This window comes from Parasedimentitalea nitratireducens (genome assembly GCF_057444295.1).
The window spans coordinates 568,455-585,559 of the sequence record NZ_JBYAXC010000001.1 but is presented as its reverse complement, the minus strand read 5'-3'; the positions used below and the strand labels follow the sequence as shown (position 1 = coordinate 585,559).

Annotated in this window: 19 protein-coding genes; 5 read left to right on the top strand and 14 right to left on the bottom strand. The window is 56.1% G+C overall.

All coding sequences use genetic code 11. The features are described from left to right. Positions 1-14: 14 nt before the first annotated feature. Positions 15-1,088, bottom strand: a complete 1,074-nt coding sequence (zapE, locus tag AC2T28_RS03010) for a cell division protein ZapE (RefSeq protein ID WP_486747462.1) — start codon at positions 1,086-1,088, stop codon at positions 15-17. Positions 1,089-1,246: 158 nt separating this feature from the next. Between zapE and AC2T28_RS03005 the strand changes: the two genes are divergently transcribed. Further along, positions 1,247-2,494: an MFS transporter gene (locus AC2T28_RS03005; RefSeq protein WP_486747461.1), complete on the top strand. Its 1,248-nt coding sequence runs from the start codon at positions 1,247-1,249 to the stop codon at positions 2,492-2,494. 158 nt (positions 2,495-2,652) lie between these two features. Here AC2T28_RS03005 and AC2T28_RS03000 read toward each other — a convergent pair whose 3' ends face one another. Genes AC2T28_RS03000 through AC2T28_RS02990 form a run of 3 tightly spaced genes read right to left on the bottom strand, consistent with a single transcriptional unit; the run spans position 2,653 to position 5,166 of the window. Then, positions 2,653-3,570, bottom strand: a complete 918-nt coding sequence (locus tag AC2T28_RS03000; RefSeq protein ID WP_486747460.1) for an ornithine cyclodeaminase family protein — start codon at positions 3,568-3,570, stop codon at positions 2,653-2,655. Further along, entirely contained in the window at positions 3,567-4,187 is a 621-nt protein-coding gene (locus AC2T28_RS02995; protein ID WP_486747459.1) for an HAD family hydrolase, read from the bottom strand. The genes AC2T28_RS03000 and AC2T28_RS02995 overlap by 4 nt, the downstream gene beginning before the upstream one ends. 16 nt (positions 4,188-4,203) lie before the next feature. Continuing rightward, complete coding sequence (locus AC2T28_RS02990) at positions 4,204-5,166, bottom strand: DMT family transporter (protein WP_486747458.1); 963 nt, start codon at positions 5,164-5,166, stop codon at positions 4,204-4,206. A 248-nt stretch (positions 5,167-5,414) separates the two neighbouring features. Here AC2T28_RS02990 and AC2T28_RS02985 point away from each other — a divergent pair, with 248 nt between their 5' ends. Next, a complete protein-coding gene (locus AC2T28_RS02985; protein WP_486747457.1) occupies positions 5,415-5,969 on the top strand; it encodes a hypothetical protein in 555 nt (184 codons plus the stop codon). An 87-nt stretch (positions 5,970-6,056) separates the two neighbouring features. Here the strand turns inward: AC2T28_RS02985 and AC2T28_RS02980 are convergent, their stop codons facing one another. From AC2T28_RS02980 to mbfA, 6 genes are all read right to left on the bottom strand, one after another. Beyond that, entirely contained in the window at positions 6,057-6,512 is a 456-nt protein-coding gene (locus AC2T28_RS02980; RefSeq protein ID WP_486747456.1) for a YaiI/YqxD family protein, read from the bottom strand. Further along, positions 6,512-7,981: a Si-specific NAD(P)(+) transhydrogenase gene (sthA, locus tag AC2T28_RS02975; protein WP_486747455.1), complete on the bottom strand. Its 1,470-nt coding sequence runs from the start codon at positions 7,979-7,981 to the stop codon at positions 6,512-6,514. The genes AC2T28_RS02980 and sthA overlap by 1 nt, the downstream gene beginning before the upstream one ends. 3 nt (positions 7,982-7,984) lie before the next feature. Beyond that, the gene (gene fghA / locus AC2T28_RS02970) at positions 7,985-8,818 is read right to left on the bottom strand and encodes an S-formylglutathione hydrolase (RefSeq protein WP_486747454.1); all 834 of its coding nucleotides are present in this window, start codon (positions 8,816-8,818) and stop codon (positions 7,985-7,987) included. Between the two features lie 121 nt (positions 8,819-8,939). Then, on the bottom strand, positions 8,940-9,881 hold the full coding sequence (locus AC2T28_RS02965) for an AEC family transporter (protein ID WP_486747453.1): 942 nt from the start codon (positions 9,879-9,881) through the stop codon (positions 8,940-8,942). Positions 9,882-10,090: 209 nt separating this feature from the next. Next, positions 10,091-10,441, bottom strand: coding sequence for a hypothetical protein (locus AC2T28_RS02960; RefSeq protein WP_486747452.1), 351 nt, complete (start codon positions 10,439-10,441; stop codon positions 10,091-10,093). Positions 10,442-10,549: 108 nt separating this feature from the next. Further along, on the bottom strand, positions 10,550-11,524 hold the full coding sequence (gene mbfA, locus AC2T28_RS02955; RefSeq protein WP_486747451.1) for an iron exporter MbfA: 975 nt from the start codon (positions 11,522-11,524) through the stop codon (positions 10,550-10,552). A 138-nt stretch (positions 11,525-11,662) separates the two neighbouring features. Here mbfA and AC2T28_RS02950 point away from each other — a divergent pair, with 138 nt between their 5' ends. Next, positions 11,663-12,280 carry a TetR/AcrR family transcriptional regulator gene (locus tag AC2T28_RS02950; RefSeq protein WP_486747450.1) on the top strand — a complete coding sequence of 206 codons (618 nt, stop codon included), beginning with the start codon at positions 11,663-11,665 and terminating at the stop codon, positions 12,278-12,280. Between the two features lie 95 nt (positions 12,281-12,375). On the opposite strand, the gene AC2T28_RS02945 is transcribed toward AC2T28_RS02950, so the two are convergent. Then, on the bottom strand, positions 12,376-12,852 hold the full coding sequence (locus AC2T28_RS02945; RefSeq protein ID WP_486747449.1) for a c-type cytochrome: 477 nt from the start codon (positions 12,850-12,852) through the stop codon (positions 12,376-12,378). A gap of 359 nt (positions 12,853-13,211) precedes the next feature. Here AC2T28_RS02945 and AC2T28_RS02940 point away from each other — a divergent pair, with 359 nt between their 5' ends. Both AC2T28_RS02940 and AC2T28_RS02935 read left to right on the top strand, forming a co-directional pair. Then, a complete protein-coding gene (locus tag AC2T28_RS02940) occupies positions 13,212-13,901 on the top strand; it encodes an ArsR/SmtB family transcription factor (protein WP_486747448.1) in 690 nt (229 codons plus the stop codon). Positions 13,902-14,009: 108 nt separating this feature from the next. After that, positions 14,010-14,354: a DUF2794 domain-containing protein gene (locus AC2T28_RS02935; RefSeq protein ID WP_486747447.1), complete on the top strand. Its 345-nt coding sequence runs from the start codon at positions 14,010-14,012 to the stop codon at positions 14,352-14,354. A 22-nt stretch (positions 14,355-14,376) separates the two neighbouring features. Here AC2T28_RS02935 and AC2T28_RS02930 read toward each other — a convergent pair whose 3' ends face one another. The 3 genes from AC2T28_RS02930 to AC2T28_RS02920 form a co-directional block, all read right to left on the bottom strand. Continuing rightward, positions 14,377-15,117 (bottom strand): C40 family peptidase, encoded by a 741-nt coding sequence (locus AC2T28_RS02930; RefSeq protein WP_486747446.1) that lies wholly within the window; start codon positions 15,115-15,117, stop codon positions 14,377-14,379. Further along, complete coding sequence (locus AC2T28_RS02925; protein WP_486747445.1) at positions 15,114-16,496, bottom strand: leucyl aminopeptidase family protein; 1,383 nt, start codon at positions 16,494-16,496, stop codon at positions 15,114-15,116. Before AC2T28_RS02925 ends, AC2T28_RS02930 begins: the two co-directional genes overlap by 4 nt. A gap of 93 nt (positions 16,497-16,589) precedes the next feature. Then, on the bottom strand, positions 16,590-16,949 hold the full coding sequence (locus AC2T28_RS02920; protein WP_486748007.1) for a hypothetical protein: 360 nt from the start codon (positions 16,947-16,949) through the stop codon (positions 16,590-16,592). Positions 16,950-17,105 lie beyond the last annotated feature (156 nt).

The following is a 17,105-nucleotide window of genomic DNA, read 5'->3' as shown; positions in this document are numbered from 1 at the left end:
GTGAGCTGATTGCTCTAGTCCTCGTGTCCCCAGTCCTCGCCCTGCATTTCACGCAAACGGCTGGCGGTGCGCTCAAATTCAAACGTGCCTTCACCTTCCAGATACAACATCTCGGGCACTGCAGCCGCCGAGCAAATCAACCGCACTTGAGCTTCGTACAGGGCGTCGATCAGGGTCACAAAACGCTTTGCTTCGTTGAAATTGCTGCGCGACAGGCTGGGGATGTCCTCTAGGATCAAAACCTTCACCTCAGCCGCAATCGCCAGGTAATCACCGGGCCCCAACATCTTGCCGCAGAGGTCATAAAACGCCGCCCGGGCGACCCCGTTGCGAAAGGCGGGCAAGGTGACTTCGCGCCCTTTGACCTGCAGCACGAGGGGCTGCGCCTCACCGCCAGACAGATCATGCCAGATCGTTTGAATGGCCAAGGATGCCTCATGGTTGTTCGGCGTGAAATAGACCTGCGATCCCTGCAAACGGTCCTGTCGATAATCAGTTGGGCTGACCATCTCCCAAGTTTCCATCTTGTCCTTGATCAGATCAATGAACGGCAGGAACAGCTGTCGATTCAAGCCGTTCCTGTACAGATCGTCCGGCACCCGGTTGGATGTGGTCACCACCACAACATCAGCCTCAAACAGCGCTTCGAATAGGCGACCAACTATCATTGCATCGGTGATGTCGCTGATCTGCATTTCGTCAAAAGCCAGCACCCGGACACTTGCAGCCACATCAGCCGCAACCGGTGCCAGCGCATCCTCAATCCCGTTCTGGCGGGCCTGATGCATCGCGGCATGAATTTCCTGCATGAAGGCGTGGAAATGCACACGCCGCACCGGGATATCACCCAGGCTATCGACAAACAGATCCATCAGCATCGACTTGCCGCGACCAACACCACCCCACAGATACAAACCTTTTGGGGCAGGGGCGGGTGTTTTCTTGCGGAACACCCCCCGTTTGATCGGTGCCGCCCGCAGCCCGTCGCTGATCCGGTCGAACTGAGGCAACACCGCCTCTTGTGCAGAATCAGAGCGTAATTCGCCCTTGGCGATCTTGTCGGTATACAGCGTTGTCAAATTACTCATCCGTCAGCCATAGCGTGGCTCGGAAAGCTTGAAAAGCACCACGGGCTGTCACCTCGACAGGTTCACATCAAATATGCTTATCCATAACAACAAAAAACCTGATTTGAGCAGCGGGTTCTGGCCCGCTAGGGTTTCCGAACGCATTTCAGGAGAGACTAATGCCACGCCAAGCCCCCTTGTTTACCCCGGTCCTGATTGTTGGCTGCGTCATCATCATGGTCAGCTTTGCGGTGCGGGCCTCGTTTGGTGTGTTCCAGATCCCAATTGCCGAAGAATTCAACTGGGCGCGTAGCGAGTTTTCACTGGCCATCGCCATCCAAAATCTAGCCTGGGGTATCGGGCAACCTATTTTTGGAGCGCTGGCCGAAAAGATTGGTGACCGCAAAGCCATCATTCTGGGGGCCTTGGTCTATGCTGCCGGATTGGTGCTCAGCGCTGGTTCTACCACACCGTTTGAAATGCAGTCCTACGAATGGCTGGTGGGCTTTGGCATCGCAGGAACCGGCTTTGGCGTAATCCTTGCAGTGGTTGGCCGTGCCAGTTCCGACGAGAACCGTTCTATGTCGCTGGCCATTGTCACCGCAGCCGGATCCGCTGGCCAAATCTTTGGCGCACCAACGGCCGAATGGATGCTGGGCTTTCTCAGCTGGCAGCAGATATTTTTGATTTTTGCCGGGGTCGTGATGTCGCTGACACTGACCTTGCCGCTGATGCGGGCTCCGGCCACAGCCTCGAAAGCTGAGCTCGAAGAAAGCATGGGCGCGATCCTGATCAAGGCGTTCAAGGATCCGTCTTATACAATGATTTTTCTGGGCTTCTTTAGCTGCGGCTATCAGCTGGCTTTTGTTACCGCGCATTTCCCGGCTTTTATCACTGAAATGTGCGGCCCGATCCTGCCAGGAGGAGCGCTGCACAACCTTGGTATCACCACCACATCCGCATTGGGTGCTGTTGCCATTTCACTGATCGGTGCGGCCAATGTTGGCGGCACCTTGTTGGCTGGTTGGGCAGGTAAGCGATACTCCAAGAAATATCTCCTGGCCGGAATTTACACAGGCCGAACCATTGCGGCGGCCCTGTTCATCATGATGCCAATTACACCAATGTCTGTGATAATTTTCTCAGTCGCAATGGGATCGATGTGGCTGGCGACTGTGCCGTTGACCTCGGGGTTGGTCGCCCATCTGTACGGGTTGCGTTACATGGGCACGCTTTATGGCATCGTCTTCTTCAGCCATCAGCTGGGCAGCTTTCTGGGTGTGTGGCTGGGCGGTCGGATGTATGACATTTATGGCGATTATACGCTGGTCTGGTGGATCGGTGTTGGTGTTGGGGCATTCAGCGCCATTGTGCACCTGCCGATCCGGGAAAACCCAAAGCCAACCCTGAATGCTGAACCGGCTTAATAGCGACTTCCGATGGGCTCCCGCGCCCGTGCGGTCCATCGGCTTTGCCGATACCCCTTACTGACTTGGGCCTGGCGCCGCTGCGCGGCGCAGCCGGGGCCAGGCCTGGCCCCCGGAGTATTCTGGGCAAAAAGAAACACTGTTCTGGGTAGGCTGTATCAGGACCGTGCTTTCCATTTCTGTAGAATGTGGTGGCTGGTCATCAGGTCCAGATGGGCACCGCCGCCGTTTTTGAACAGGGTGATCTGGTTGGGATCGTTCTGAGGGAATTGGTCGATGTTATAGAAATCACCCAGCACATCGTCGCGTTGGATCACGCCTGCGGCCAGCGGGATCATGAATTCGCCAATATGATCCAGTGTGGTGTCAAAGCTGTCGGTATAGATTTGCGCACGGGTGAGGGCGGTGTCGTCTGCCTCGCGCATGTCGGGGCGATAGGCACCGATCATATTCAGATGCTGACCGGGCTGCAGCCAGTCGCCCTTAATCACCGGAGATGAGGACATGGTGGCGGTGACAATGATGTCGGCATTGCGCACTGCGGCCTCTAAATCCGGCGCAACCTGAGTGCCGGGGCGTGTGTCGACCAGATCCGAAGCCTTGGCCAAGGTGCGGTTCCACACCCTGACTTGTGCCTTGGGAAACCCGGTCGAGAAGGCATCAATCAGCGACCCCCCAACCGTGCCAGCGCCGACGATCAGCACCTCAGCCGCATCCGGGTTGGCCAGCCGCAACGCGCCCAACAGGCTGTCACCTGCGGTTTTCCACTTGGTTACCAGGTGAAAGTCCACCAAGGCCTCAAGCGCGCCGTCCTCGTCTGAGTACAGGTTCACGGCACCGTTGATCATCGGCTTGCCTGCAGCCGGATTGCCGGGGAAGATATTAGCGGTTTTGACAGCTAGCCCCATGCCATCAATCCAGGCGGACCGGCTGAGCAGTGTATCGGGAGAGCGGTACAGAAAGGTATCGCCGATCTCGGCCTTGGGCAGGTCGTGCCCCTTGGCCAGGGCCTCGGCAAATTCGATCCAATCCAATAGGGCATCGCCCTCGCCAAAGCCGATAATGGGAATGCTCATTTGGCCTGGTCCTTGGTCAGTAACCCCTCGGACATAAGCCGCTCAGCCCAGCCCTGAGGGGTTGTAAACAGATGGGTTTGCCAGCCCCGTGCAGCGGCGGCTTCGGTGTTTTCGGGGCGGTCATCGGCAAATAGCAGGTGTTCTGGGTCGACACCACAATCGACTTCGAGCCTTTCATAGATTTCGACTTCGGGTTTTATGGTCTGCATGTAGCCCGAAACATAGCTACGGTCGAATTCAGTCAGCACCGGATAGGCTTTGCAGGCAATTTCAAAGGTGCCGATGCCAAAGTTACTGAGCGCAAACACCGGGGTGCCATTGGAACGCAGGGCGCGCAGCAAGCGGGTAGAGTGAGGGATTTCGGGCGAAGCCATTTGCAGCCAGCTATCATGCCAGAGACGGATTTCATCCTGCCACTCGGGATGCTGATCTGCCAGCCCATAGACCGAACTGCGAAAATCATCGCCACGATCCACGCCGATGTTCATACCGTGCAGGTCGACTTCGGAAAATAGCGCACGGCGACGGTCGGCGCCGATAGTCTTGTCATAAAACCCTTCCGGGTCCCATTCCAACAACACTTTGCCAATATCAAATACAACGGCGTGAATAGGCATGCTTGAATTCCTCATATTATCCGTTAGCACGAGGTCGCGGGCGAATAGCAGGACGGTGAGCCCGGGTTTCTCGCCAGACTGAAACAAGACCCGAGGCAATGATCAAGCCACTGCCGATCCAAACCTGCAAATCGGGCCATTCATTGAACACCAACACGCCCCACATTACCGCCATCGGCATGGCGATATATTCAAACGGCGCCACCAATCCAGCCTCGCACAATCGATAGGCCTGACTGGCCAAATAGCCGCCAATGGACCCGGCAATACCAACGCCGACAATCAGCAACCAGTCACTGGGTGCGGGCCAGATCCATGCGCGCAGGATGAAGTCGATGGCTGGATTGCTGCCATCAGAAAACCGCCCATCACCCAATGTTAGACCCACGATTGCACCAACCACCAAAAAGCCAAGCATGGGATAGAATGCGAGTGTCGAACCCGCCTCGGAGCCGCCCGCCCGTCGGGTCAACACATGTAAGGTGGCATAGCCGCAGGCCCCCAGAAACGGCAGGATCGCAACAGGCTGGAATGTATCGGCGCCGGGTCGCATGATCACCAATACGCCCAGAAACCCCATGGCCACCGCGCCCCAGCGCCAGGGACCGACTTTCTCTTTCAGGAAAATGACAGACAGGGTGGTGACGATCAGTGGTGTGGCAAAGGCAATCGCCACGGCCTCGGCAATGGGCATCAGTGCCAATCCGGTAAAGAAACAAAGGTTGGCGAATAGCACCGCCAGACAGCGCAGCAGGTGCAGACGGGGCTGATGGGTGCGCAGCAAATGAAACCCACCTTCCAGCGGCACAATCACTGTCATCAGAACAGCAAGCGCGACAACAGAACGGAAGAATACCACTTCGTACAGCGGGTAATCGCCGGACAGAAATTTGAAGATCGTGTCGATGACCGAGAACGAGATGCCAGCACCAATGGCGGCCAATATGCCCCAGATGTTGATCTTGGTTTGTGCGCTCATCGGGGACCTCACGTGGTGAATGTCTGATCAGTGGCGCAAAGAGTGGGGAGTGGCAATGGGGGGAGTGGAGGGAATCGTGCGCAGGTCAGGCAGAAAGCCCGGACCGTGCTCGACCTTCCTACAGGAGGGGGCATCTGCAGCGACTGCACCGACCCAGGGTCGGGGGCGGTCCCAAGTTTGATTGTCAGAGAAACTAAACTTAAGTAGGTGAGGTGAAATAGAACTAAATCTAATTAGAGGTGATTGTTTTGTCCGTATTGCAACAAAGGCTGGGTCTATGCTGGTCTGTTTTGTTTATTGCGTTGAGTGTGTCCATTGCCCACTCAAAAGAACCACTCAAAGTAATTTTGCATGCTGCGCCGCCCATGTTCTATGAGTATCTGTTGCTACAAGATGGCGATGAAAGATTTGATAGAAGTGGAGAATGGGTCTCAAGTAAAGAGGCCAACTTTGTTCTTGTTTTCGCCAAGAACAGGGATGACTTGGATCTTGTCCCGGCAAACCGGTTCAATATGTTCAAAGCGCTCCTCCCGAAAATGGATGAACATATTTATGATATTACAGAAAACCTTTCCAAAGAGCCTTTCGAGAGGCGTACTGTGTTGGTTCTTATGGACAGGCTCGAAGCGTTCATCAGTGAATTGGAAATTGAGACCCCAACTGGAGATATAGAAAAAAACCGTTTCCTGTCTTGCTTCTCGGCAGGTTTGGTCGAGGCAAAGTTTTCAGAAACTAGCTGGAATGCGCAACATTTTGGCAATGCCGAGCGCTGCAAAGGGTGGATTGAAGTCGAGGAGCGTTAGCCTAATCTTACTTGGAAATGTCAAAGCAAAGACAGTTGCAGCGGCATTCTAAAAGCCTCTGTCTTGGAAGTTGGTCAGCGAAATTGGCTATGTTGCTCGAGCAGCCGCCCTAATTTCCCGCTCCAGTGCTTCCAGAAACCGCGACCGGTCGGCTTTGGTAAAGCCCTTGCCACTGCCACCAGCCCCCAGTGGGTTGGCGGCGCGCAGATCGGCCATCAGATCTCGCATCGCCAGTTGCTGGCCGATATTGGCCTCGCTGAATGCCTCGCCGTTGTGGCGCAGCACGCGGGCGCCGGTTGCAATGCATTTGGCGGCTAATGGGATATCCCCGGTCACCACCACATCGCCTTTGCCACAGCGTTCGGCAATCCACATGTCGGCAACATCGGCGCCAGCATCCACGATGATATTCTCGACAAATGGATTGCGCGAGGGGCGCAATCCACCGTTAGAAACCACATACATCTTCAGCTTATGGCGGGTGGTGACCCGCTCAGCCTCGTCCTTGACCGGACAGGCATCCGCATCGATGTAGAGCGCCATTACTTTTTGCCCTTACTAGACTTCGCAGCTGGATTCTTCTCCGGCTCAGGTTCGTTTTGGACCTTGAACTCATCCGGAATTGGCATCCGGTTGAATGCATCCAGCCCAGCAATTTTATAGGCCTCGGCTAGGGTTGGATAGTTGAACGTGTTCTGGACAAAGTAATCCACGGTGCCCTGTAGGTTCAGCACCGCCTGGGCGATGTGGATCAGCTCGGTCGCACCTTCGCCGACGATCTGAACACCCAGCACCCGGCGGGTTTTCAAGCTGATCAGCATCTTCAGCATGCCGTGTTCCAGCCCCATGATGTGCCCGCGCGAAGTTTCGCGGAACCGCGCCACGCCAACCTCGTAGGGTACACCGCGCTCCTGCAGCTCTTCCTCGGACATGCCACAGGTGGACATTTCCGGCACCGAATAGATGCCATAGGGGTACCAAGGGCTTTCGGGTACGGTAGGGACCTGTAGCGCGTGGCAGGCGGCAACGCGGCCCTGCTGCAAGGATGTTGAGGCCAGCGACGGATGACCAATCACATCACCAGTGGCATAGATATGCGGCACATCGGTCTGGTATGTCTTGCGGGTCACGCTGATCCGTCCGCGGTGGTCTGTCTTCAGCCCAACAGCGTCGAGGTTTAGCCCATCGGTATTGCCCATGCGCCCGGCTGCAAACAGCAGCATCTCGCCACGCACATGGCGGCCGTTTTCCAGCGACACTTCGATATGTTTTCCAGTGTCTTCGATCTTGTCGATGGCAGAACCAAGACGCAGGTCGACACCGTTTTCACGGATCTGGTGCGTGAAATCCTGAATCAGAGTACTGTCGATAAAATCAAGGAAAGTGTCGCGCGGTTCAACCAAGGTTACCCGCACATCCAAGGTCGAGAACATGGTGGCATATTCCACCCCGATCACGCCGGCGCCAACAACAATTAGCGAGCGCGGGATCTCGGCCATCTCAAGGAACTCGTCGCCGTCTACCACGGTCTTGCCGTTGAACGGTACATAGTCCGGGCGATAAGTACGGGTACCTGTGGCGATCAGGAAGTTCTTACCGGTGACACGCGTGGTGTCTCCAGCCTCGGTCGCAACCTCAACCTCGTTGGGGCCAACAAACTTGGCCAGTCCGGGCAGCCATTCCACATGGTTACGGTTGAACTGGTGCTCCAACACGTCAACTTCGTGATCCAGCGTCATATGCAGACGCGCTTTCAGATCCTCGGCGGCGATTTGGTCTTTTACCCGGTAGGACCGGCCATAAAAACTGCGCTCGCGCCAACCGCTCAGGTTCAACACGGTTTCGCGCAGGGTTTTCGATGGCACGGTTCCGGTATGGACAGAAACCCCGCCTAGCCGGTCTTGTCGGTCAATAACCAACACCTTACGTTTCAGTTTGCCGGCTTGGATGGCGGCGGTCCGACCCGAAGGGCCAGAGCCAATGATCACTAGGTCATAGTCGTATTCAGTCATGGATCAGTCCCGGTAAAGCGCTTCGGCGTGGAATATGATGTGCTCTTCGATAAACGAGGAGACAAAGAAATAGCTGTGGTCGTAGCCACGCTGCAAACGTAGCGTGCCCTCCTGACGTCGTGCTGTCATGGCCTGCGCCAAGGCTTCGGGTTGCAGCAAATCGATGAACTGGTCCGTTGTGCCAGTGTCGATCAGGATCGGGCCGTCAAACCCTGTTTCCAGCATCATCAGCGTTGCGTCATGACGTGCCCAGGTCGCCTCGTCTTCACCCAGATAGGCAGACAGCTGCTTGCGCCCCCAATCACTGGCGCTTGGATTACAAATTGGCGCAAAGGCTGAGACTGAGCGGAACCGCCCCGGTAGCCCCATTGCTAGTGTCAACGCGCCATGCCCGCCCATCGAGTGGCCGGTAATGGCCTGACGGTTTAAATCCACTGCGAAATTGTCGCCCAGTAGGGTTGGCAGCTCGCTCGCCAGATAATCCCACATATTGAAATGAGGTGCCCACGGAGCCTGGGTTGCGTTGAGATAGAAACCCGCACCCTGACCCAGATCATAGGCCTCGTCATCGGCGATACCCTCACCACGGGGGCTGGTATCAGGGAAAACCAGCGCAATTCCTTGCTCTGCCGCCCAAGCCTGTGCGCCCGCCTTGGTCATAGCGTTTTCATGGGTGCAGGTCAGCCCCGACAGATACCACAACACAGGTACCGGCCCGTCGCTGGCCTCTTCGGGCAGGAACAGACCAAAGGTCATGTCGCATTGGGTTGCCGTGCTGGCATGCCGGTACACACCCTGTGTGCCGCCAAAGGCTCGGTTTTCTGACAGAGTTTCCATCAATCGCCTCCATATTTTCTGGACACATCGCTACCCGGCAGCGGCCCAAGGGTCCAGAGGAGGCAGGGGTAATGCGCGGAATTTTGGCCAGAATCTGAGCAGTTGAGCCCCAAAGGCCCCTCTATGGCAGTGATACCAATGTGCCCACCCAGGTAATGACAACGGGTACGGTCAGAATCGATGCCATGGTCGACAACAGAATCGCCGCCGAAACCCGTTGCGGGGCCACCCCATAATGCTGCGCCAGCATATAGACGTTCCCGGCCACGGGCAGCGCCGCCGCCGCAATCACCACGGTGGCAGAATAGGCATCCAGCGGCAGCAGCCACAGCACTCCAATTGCCACAAACAGCGGATGCAGCGCCAGTTTGGCAAAGCCGAGCCAGGCGGCAATCTGCACGCGCTCGGCAGATTTGTCCGCCAGCGAGGCGCCAATTGCAAACAACGCCCCCGGCGTTGCCGCGCCGCCAAGAATAGTTAGAAACTCATTCGCTGGGGCTGGGATCGGCAGCGCCAATGCTGACCAAGTTAGACCTGCACAAATTGAAACGATCATCGGATTTTTGACCAACCCAGTTGCAACCAGTTTCAGCGTATCAAGCCCCAAACCCGATCCTCGACCAGCGTTGATCAGGATCACGATCAGCGAGGAAAACACCACAAGGTCCACGCTCAGCACCAGCATCATCGGCCCGATTGAAGCCTCACCAAACAGGATCACCATCATTGGCAAGCCGAGGAAACCAACATTGCCAATGGCTGCGCATTGCGCCTCGACGGCCGCAGTCGGCATATCCAGCCCGCGCAGCGCCGCAACCAACGTCACTAGCAGATAGACAGCCAAAGTCCCCGCCAAATAGCCAAGGATCAACCGCAGATCAAAAATCTCGGCAAAGGACAGGTTGGCCGCAAAGCGGAAAATCATCGCCGAAAGCGCAAAATAGAACACAAATTTGGTGAGATAGGCGGTCGCCTCAGCGCTGAAAAACCGTGTGCGCCCGGCCCAATAGCCCAATCCGATAATGGCAAAAAAGGGGAGTGTTCTAAAGAAGATCTCGATCATGCGCCAAGTGGTAGCGTGCTGGGCCGCAAAGGCAAAGCAGGAATAGCGGCCCAAGCCCTCCCGCCCGTCGTCGGCCTCTTGTCAGAGACCTCCTCCCCTTGGGCCGCGCACCACGCCAAGGCGTGGTGCGGCAGCGCTCAACATGTAGGCAGCACATTTGAGTTGGGGGATAGTCCTTCTTTTTGCCCCAAATACTTCGGCGTGCGGGGTCAGCCGCCCACGCCGAGATCCGCAGCTAGCTCTGCCGGGAACAGGATAAAGGGCACGTCAGCAATATTGGCCGCGCGGGCGATGCGCCATTCAATGCGCCCAAAGTCACCGTCACGGTCGATGATCACCACTACAGGTTCCTTGCCGGTGACCTCGGAGGCAAACAGCGCCTGTTGAACGCTGTCGAGGCTGCTGCGCTTGTCGAGACCAAATTCGATCACCCGATTGGTGTTTTCACAGTCAACCCGGATACTGGCCGCACCGGTGGGATAGGTGAAGCTGTGGGTAACCTCTGGCGTGCCACCAAACATGGCGCTGCACAGCGCGGCAATAAAAATACTCTCGGTCATGGGTTAGGCTGCTCTGTTTTGGCTCGTCGTTTTATGGTTGCACCGGTGCAAGGGTGACAGTTTTTGTGGATTGCTTTGGCGGACCCTAGGTCGATTATCTGATTATTGCTATCCACTACCAATCAGAACGCCTGCTCCAAGAACCAAGGCCCCACCCACAACCACTTGCAGCGTGGCGCGCCAAAACGGGGTTTCCATGTATTTGTTCTGGATCCAGGCGATGGCCCAAAGCTCAACAAATACCACCGCAATGGCTATGGTTGTGGCCGTCCAGAAATCAGTGATCAAATAGGGCAGGGCATGGCCGAGACCACCAACGGTGGTCATCACGCCTGATGCAATACCGCGTTTGAGCGGCGAGCCGCGACCCGAAAGGGCTCCGTCATCCGAGGCCGCCTCGGTAAAGCCCATCGAAATACCGGCCCCCACGGAGGCAGCGATGCCAACCAGAAACGTTGTCCAGGTATCTTGGGTCGCAAAGGCGACTGCAAAGATGGGTGCCAGAGTCGACACCGAACCATCCATCAACCCCGCCAATCCCGGCTGCACCCAAGTCAAAATGAACTGGCGTCGCGCGGTATCGTTCTCTTGGCTCAGCGTTTCGCTGGTCAGATGCGTCTTTTCCAGATCATCCGCTGCATGCTGGTGCCCGGCCTCTTCGGCCGCCAGATCCCCCAGCAGCTTGCGCGTTGCAGCATCGCGGCTGCGCGCCGCCGCCGCCATGTAAAACCGCTCGGCATTGCGTTCCATCGCTTTGGCTTCGTTGCGGATCTGCTCCAGGCTTAGCGACTCTTGCAACCAAACCGGGCGACGGGTGTGAAACCCGGCCACATGTTCGCGACGGATCAAGGGAATGGTTGCCCCAAACCTGTCCTGAAACAGCGAAATCAACCGGGCGCGGTGCTGGTCTTCCTCAACAGCCATGCCTTCAAATACCTTGGCGGTGGCGGGGTATTCACTCCGCAACCGCTCGGCAAAGCCACGGTATATCCGCGCGTCGTCTTCCTCGGACGAAATGGCCAAACTGATGATTTCCTGTTCGCTCAGCTCGGAAAAATTCTTGCGATGTGAGAAAAAACGCATGATCACCTCTTTTAGAATGATTCTAGAAGTATCATCTTTGTGAGAGGACACAAGCCTGTGTGAGAATGGTTGTTGAAGGCAGCCCTGACAGGCTAAGTTACAGCAAATGACACGCGCCAGCGCTTTGAAGGGACTTCAATGAATCAGCCAGCCACTATCCTGCGGACCGGCCGCAAATTTGATCAGGTGCTCGAAGGCGCGCGGGATGTGTTCATGGCGGATGGCTTTGAGGGCGCAAGTGTGGATGACATCGCCCGGGCTGCTGGGGTCTCTAAGGCCACATTATATAGCTATTTCCCGGACAAACGCCTGTTGTTCATGGAAGTGGCCCGGAACGAGTGTGCGCGGCAGGCCTGCGACGCGGTTGATATGGTTGAAACCTGCTGCACGCCGCAGGAAGCCCTCACGGTGGCTGCGCGGCAAATTCTTTCGGTGATTCTTTCGGACTTTGGTCAAAAGATGTTCCGTATCTGCGTGGCCGAGGCGGACCGCTTCCCTGATTTGGGGCGCCAATTCTATGAAAGTGGCCCGATGATGGTTCGGGCTCGGGTCAAAGAGTACCTTGAACAAGCCACCGAAAGGGGAGAGCTGAAGATCGAAGATTTTGATCTAGCAGCTGACCAGCTGGCCGAATTGTGCAAGGCAGACCTATTTCCGCGGATGGTTTTCAACATCGATACCGAATTCAGCGAAGCCGAACGCGAACGGGTCATTGCAGGTGCCGTAGAGACCTTTCTGGCGCGTTACGGAACTTGAGCTTGGCTTAGTCACCAGCGCGGATTCCTGCTCGTGTTTCAGAAAGGGAAACTGCAACGGCGCGACAAATGTACCGTCGCAGACAGGTATACGACCTAATGCGTAATAAACTCATTGGGCTCAGTGCGATAACTGTCATGGCAGCTCAAGCAGCTTTGCAACATGTTTGGCAAGGTGCGACGCAGTCCGTTGATGTTGTTTACGCTGAGCTGTCTGGCCGCGTCTTCGGCCAGTTCAGCTTGAACCTCAAAATCGCTCCAGTAAGTCCAGATTTCGGGACGTGCATTGGTCAAGGGATCCCAATGTGGTTTTTTGAACCGCCGGGCGATATTGCTGTTGGTTTTTATCAAAGAGCGTCGGGCAGCGCGGGCCTTGTCGCTCTGAAACGTCACCCGTCCTGCCATCATATCGGTCAGGGTGGCGATTGCAGCCTGGGCCGTCAACATGAGGGCAACCCGCTTTTTTACGCCCTTATCAACAATTTGCTCTTGGGCGGTCAGACCCGGAGTGGCCAAGGTCAGGGAAACCGCCAGAGCAGAGAGTATGGGAATGTATAGGATACGGCGGTTCATTGCTGCCCCTTTTGGTGAAGTTGCCCAATGGGTCGGTTTGAATAATGTGCAAAATTAACGAACATTTGTCATCCTGCCTAAGTGCTAATCTGTAAAAAATGGTCTTGTGACATATTCTTTATGCGCGCCCGTTCTCTGGGCTCTCTATAAGCTATCAGTTGTGCGACTATCGCGCGGTTAGGTTATTTCTGCGTTAAGCCACGAGATGAATTCGCTTTTTCTGGGCGGGTTGTAAGTTTGGCTTTTGGGGAACGATGATTTGGCCCATCGATCTGCGTCAAAATGGCCTGCTCAAAGCTTCGTTACGGGTCGAAGTCTTTTCGATATGGAGCCGGTGTAAATTGGGCTAAACTCGTCCTATGGAAACTCCACGATTTGATATTATTGGCCAGGCCATCGGTGATGCCAGTCGCACACGCATGCTGTGTGAGTTGATGGAGGGGCGGGCCTTCACCAACAAAGAGCTTGCAAGTGCAGCAGGCGTTACCCCGCAAACCGCCACGGCACATCTTCGGATGTTGCAAGACGCGGGGTTGGTGCTGTCCGAAAAAAGCGGCCGTTGCGTGTATCACAGATTGGCCGGGCCAGAGATTGCACAGGCGCTTGAACAACTGGCTGCCATTGCCCCGGCCGATAGCCTGTATCGGGCTCAACAGCGCAAGGCGGGCAGTTTGGCCACCGTTCGCAGTTGTTATGACCATCTTGCCGGTCCACTCGCGGTGAGTTTGACAAATGCATTTCTCACGCGTGGCATGATGACCGAAGAGCAAGGAAGATATTGCGCGGTTCCATCCGAGTATTGGCACCGCATCGGTGTGGTCTTGCCTGACGGCGATACACGGGACGTCTTTGCCCGCCCTTGTTTGGATTGGACTGAACGTAAGCACCATGTTGCAGGACCGCTGGGTCGGCAAATCTTGGAGTATGGGCTACAGGCTGGATGGCTTCAGCGTCACAGTCATAAACGCGGGCTGATTGTCACAGCGCCTGGTCGCCGGGCCTTTGATGAGATCCTGGATCTTTGTCCCGAGACCCTGGCTTTTGGGTGATCTCAGGTCAGAGCTGCTTGACCTGACTACCTCTGCAATCCCAATCGGGAATTGCCAAACTTTGCAAAGAGGCTTGATTTATACGCCGTTTGCGGCGACTCTTATTACATGAGCTTTCAACACACCCCGTCGTTTCCAAGCCCATCTGCCCCCCTTCAGGTTGCCTTTGACAGGCGAGAACTATCGGTGATTATGTCCCTGTATGGGCGCATGGTGTCTGCTGGTGAATGGCGGGATTATGGGATTTCTTGCCTGCGTGAATTGGCCGTATTTTCTGTCTTCAAGCGCACGGCTGAACACCCCCTGTATCGGATTGAGAAACGTCCCAAGCTGCGTCAGCGGCAGGGCATGTACTCGGTTGTTAGTATGGACGGGCAAATCCTGAAGCGTGGGCACGAGCTAAAAACAGTCTTGCGGGTTCTTGAGCGCCAGCTGATCCGGGCGGTAAAGTAGAGCCGCAGTTCAGGGCTATTTTTTAGGCTAGCCGCCGGTGCGATGTTACCGGGCCATCGCCTTGTTCCAGAATGCGATCAATAGCCGACAGCAAAGGTTCCAGCGCCACTGCCATGTGGTGCACATTAGCGTGGATCAAAGTGTCACTGTCGCGGACAAATGCCACATGGCCTTTCCAGAACAGCAGATCGCCGCGTTGATATAACGCTTTCTCGGGTAAGGCTTTCCCCAAAGATGTTTCCTGCGGGCCAGTGTCGCCGGGGCAGGGGATGCCACAGGCCAGCAATGCCACCTGCACCAGCCCCGAACAGTCGATGCCAAACCGACTGTTGCCGCCCCACAGATAAGGTGTGCCCAGAAACAGTTCTGCCACTGCAACCGGATCATCCAAATAGGTGCCAATGGGCGCAAGATGGGATGTCGGCACAAAGCCATCTGTTGTTTGGGCAAAGCGGCCGTTTGGGGACAAAACCTGCACCCGGCTGCCCAAACTTAAGCTACATGTTTCGCGCGATTTGAAATCAGGCTGTGTATAGACATGTGTCGCGGCACTGCTCACCCAATGCGTGACAGGATTGATTGGGCCCAGACAACTGCTGGGTAGATAACCAGCGTAACCGTCTTTCACGGCCTCGACCTGCGCCCAGCCATCGCTTTCATCTTTGACAACAACCAGATCCCCCAAAATCAATTGACGGTCACGGGCGCCATCCGGTGCGCGCAACAAGTCAACAACAGGTTGGGTGATCTGGCTTTGGTTCATAGGTTCAGCAATCCGGGCAGGGCCGCAAACAAGGCACGTGTGCCTTGGCCCGCGCCGCCTTTGGGTCGGGCAGGGGCGGCTGTTGGGTTCCAGCCATATATGTCGAAATGCACATAGCGGCTGTCACCGGCAAAGCGCCGCAGGAACAAAGCCGCCGTGATCGATCCGGCAAAGCCACCTGCTGGCGCGTTGTCGAGATCGGCAATTCCGGGTTCTATCTTGGCCTCATAGGGCTCGTGGAATGGCAGTCGCCAAACCGGATCGGCCATCGGTGCGGCCGAGGTCGACAGGGCTGTCGCAACCTGTTCGTCATCGGTGAAAAAGGGCGCCAAATCTGGCCCAACAGCTACGCGCGCCGCGCCAGTCAGTGTCGCCATAGAAATAAGCAAATCCGGCTTGCCCTCATCCGCCAGCACCAATGCATCTGCCAATACTAGTCGGCCTTCCGCGTCGGTGTTGTTGATTTCAACCGTCAGACCCTTGCGCGAAGTCAGGATGTCGCCGGGTCTAAAGGCGGAACCGGACACGGAATTTTCCACCGCAGGAATCAAGACCCGCAACTGCACTGGCAGGTTTGCCGCCATGATCATCCGGGCCAGCCCCAGCACCGCCGCCGATCCGCCCATGTCTTTTTTCATCAACCCCATGCTGGCACCGGGCTTCAGGTTCAGCCCGCCGGTGTCAAAACAGACGCCTTTGCCAACCAGCGTTAGCTTGGGCCCTGTGGAGCCCCAATTCATGTCAATTAAGCGTGGGCGACGGTCTGAGGCACGCCCAACTGCGTGGATCATCGGCAGGTTCTTATCCAGCAGCTGCTCATCCAGTGTCACCGAAACAGAAGCGTTGAATTCCTTGGCCAGGGATTCGGCTGCGGCCTGTAGCTCGTCTGGCCCCATGTCAGAGGACGGCGTATTAATCAGATCACGGGTCAAACATTCCGCTGCCACCAGCGATTCAATAGCCGCCGAATCAACACCCTCAGGGGCCACAAGCGCTGCACCCTTTGCGGCCTGGCCGCGATAACGATCAAATCGGTAACCGCTGAGCAACCAGCCAAAGCACTCGGTTTCCAGCGCCTGCTGATCCAGTCCTGATGCTATGGAATAGGTGCCCTGGGGCAGCTTCTCGGCAGCCCCGGCAATAACAAATCGACGTCGGGCGCGCTGTGCAGCTGTGCCGTACCCGGCAAGCGCCATACTTGGCTTGCCGTCGGCCCCCGGAACCACCAATACCTGACCACAGGCGGCGGAAAAACCGTTTGCCTGTGCCCAGTCTGCGACCTGTTGGGGTTGTTGGTCCAACCAATCTGCACATCCATCTTGTTCGATAATGTGAACAGGAATGGCTTGTTCAGTAGGCAGGGCAAAGACAGGCGGCATCACGATACTCCGGATGTGGGGACAATATCGCCCCAGAGTATCTGGCACCACGCTATCTGCAAGCCCTGCTTACAACTGTGTTTTTGGTTTTGATCAGACCGACAGGTCTTGCTGTTCCCAAACTGCCGTCAGCGAGCGTTCACCGATCCGCAACAACCGGAACAGTGTCGCGGAAATCGCGGCCTGGTCTTCGCTGTCAATTGCGCCAGTCACATCGCGCGCAACACCCGCCATGGCACACATGCCAATCTGGTCCGCAATCGCGATCAGCGACCGCGAGCTTTTGCGCAGGTTTGGCATGTCAGCTTGCCGCCACAGACGCTCACAATGCGAAAGCCGCACTGCCAGTTCTTCGATTGCACGGCACACGACATCTTCGGCGCCTGCCTCACCCAATTGGGCGTAAAGCTCGCTTAGTTTGCCCGGATCAAGCCGGACCGTTTCGTTGTGCATTACTGTAAGTACGTTAGCCACTATGGTCACCCTAAATATCTGTACCCCCACGGCACGGGACCAAAATTGACCTTTACTGGTTTTCAAAAGGTTTCTTCAGGGTGATCAAATGCCTCGAATTTGCTAACAATGCAGTGTATCAGCCCACCGGACTAT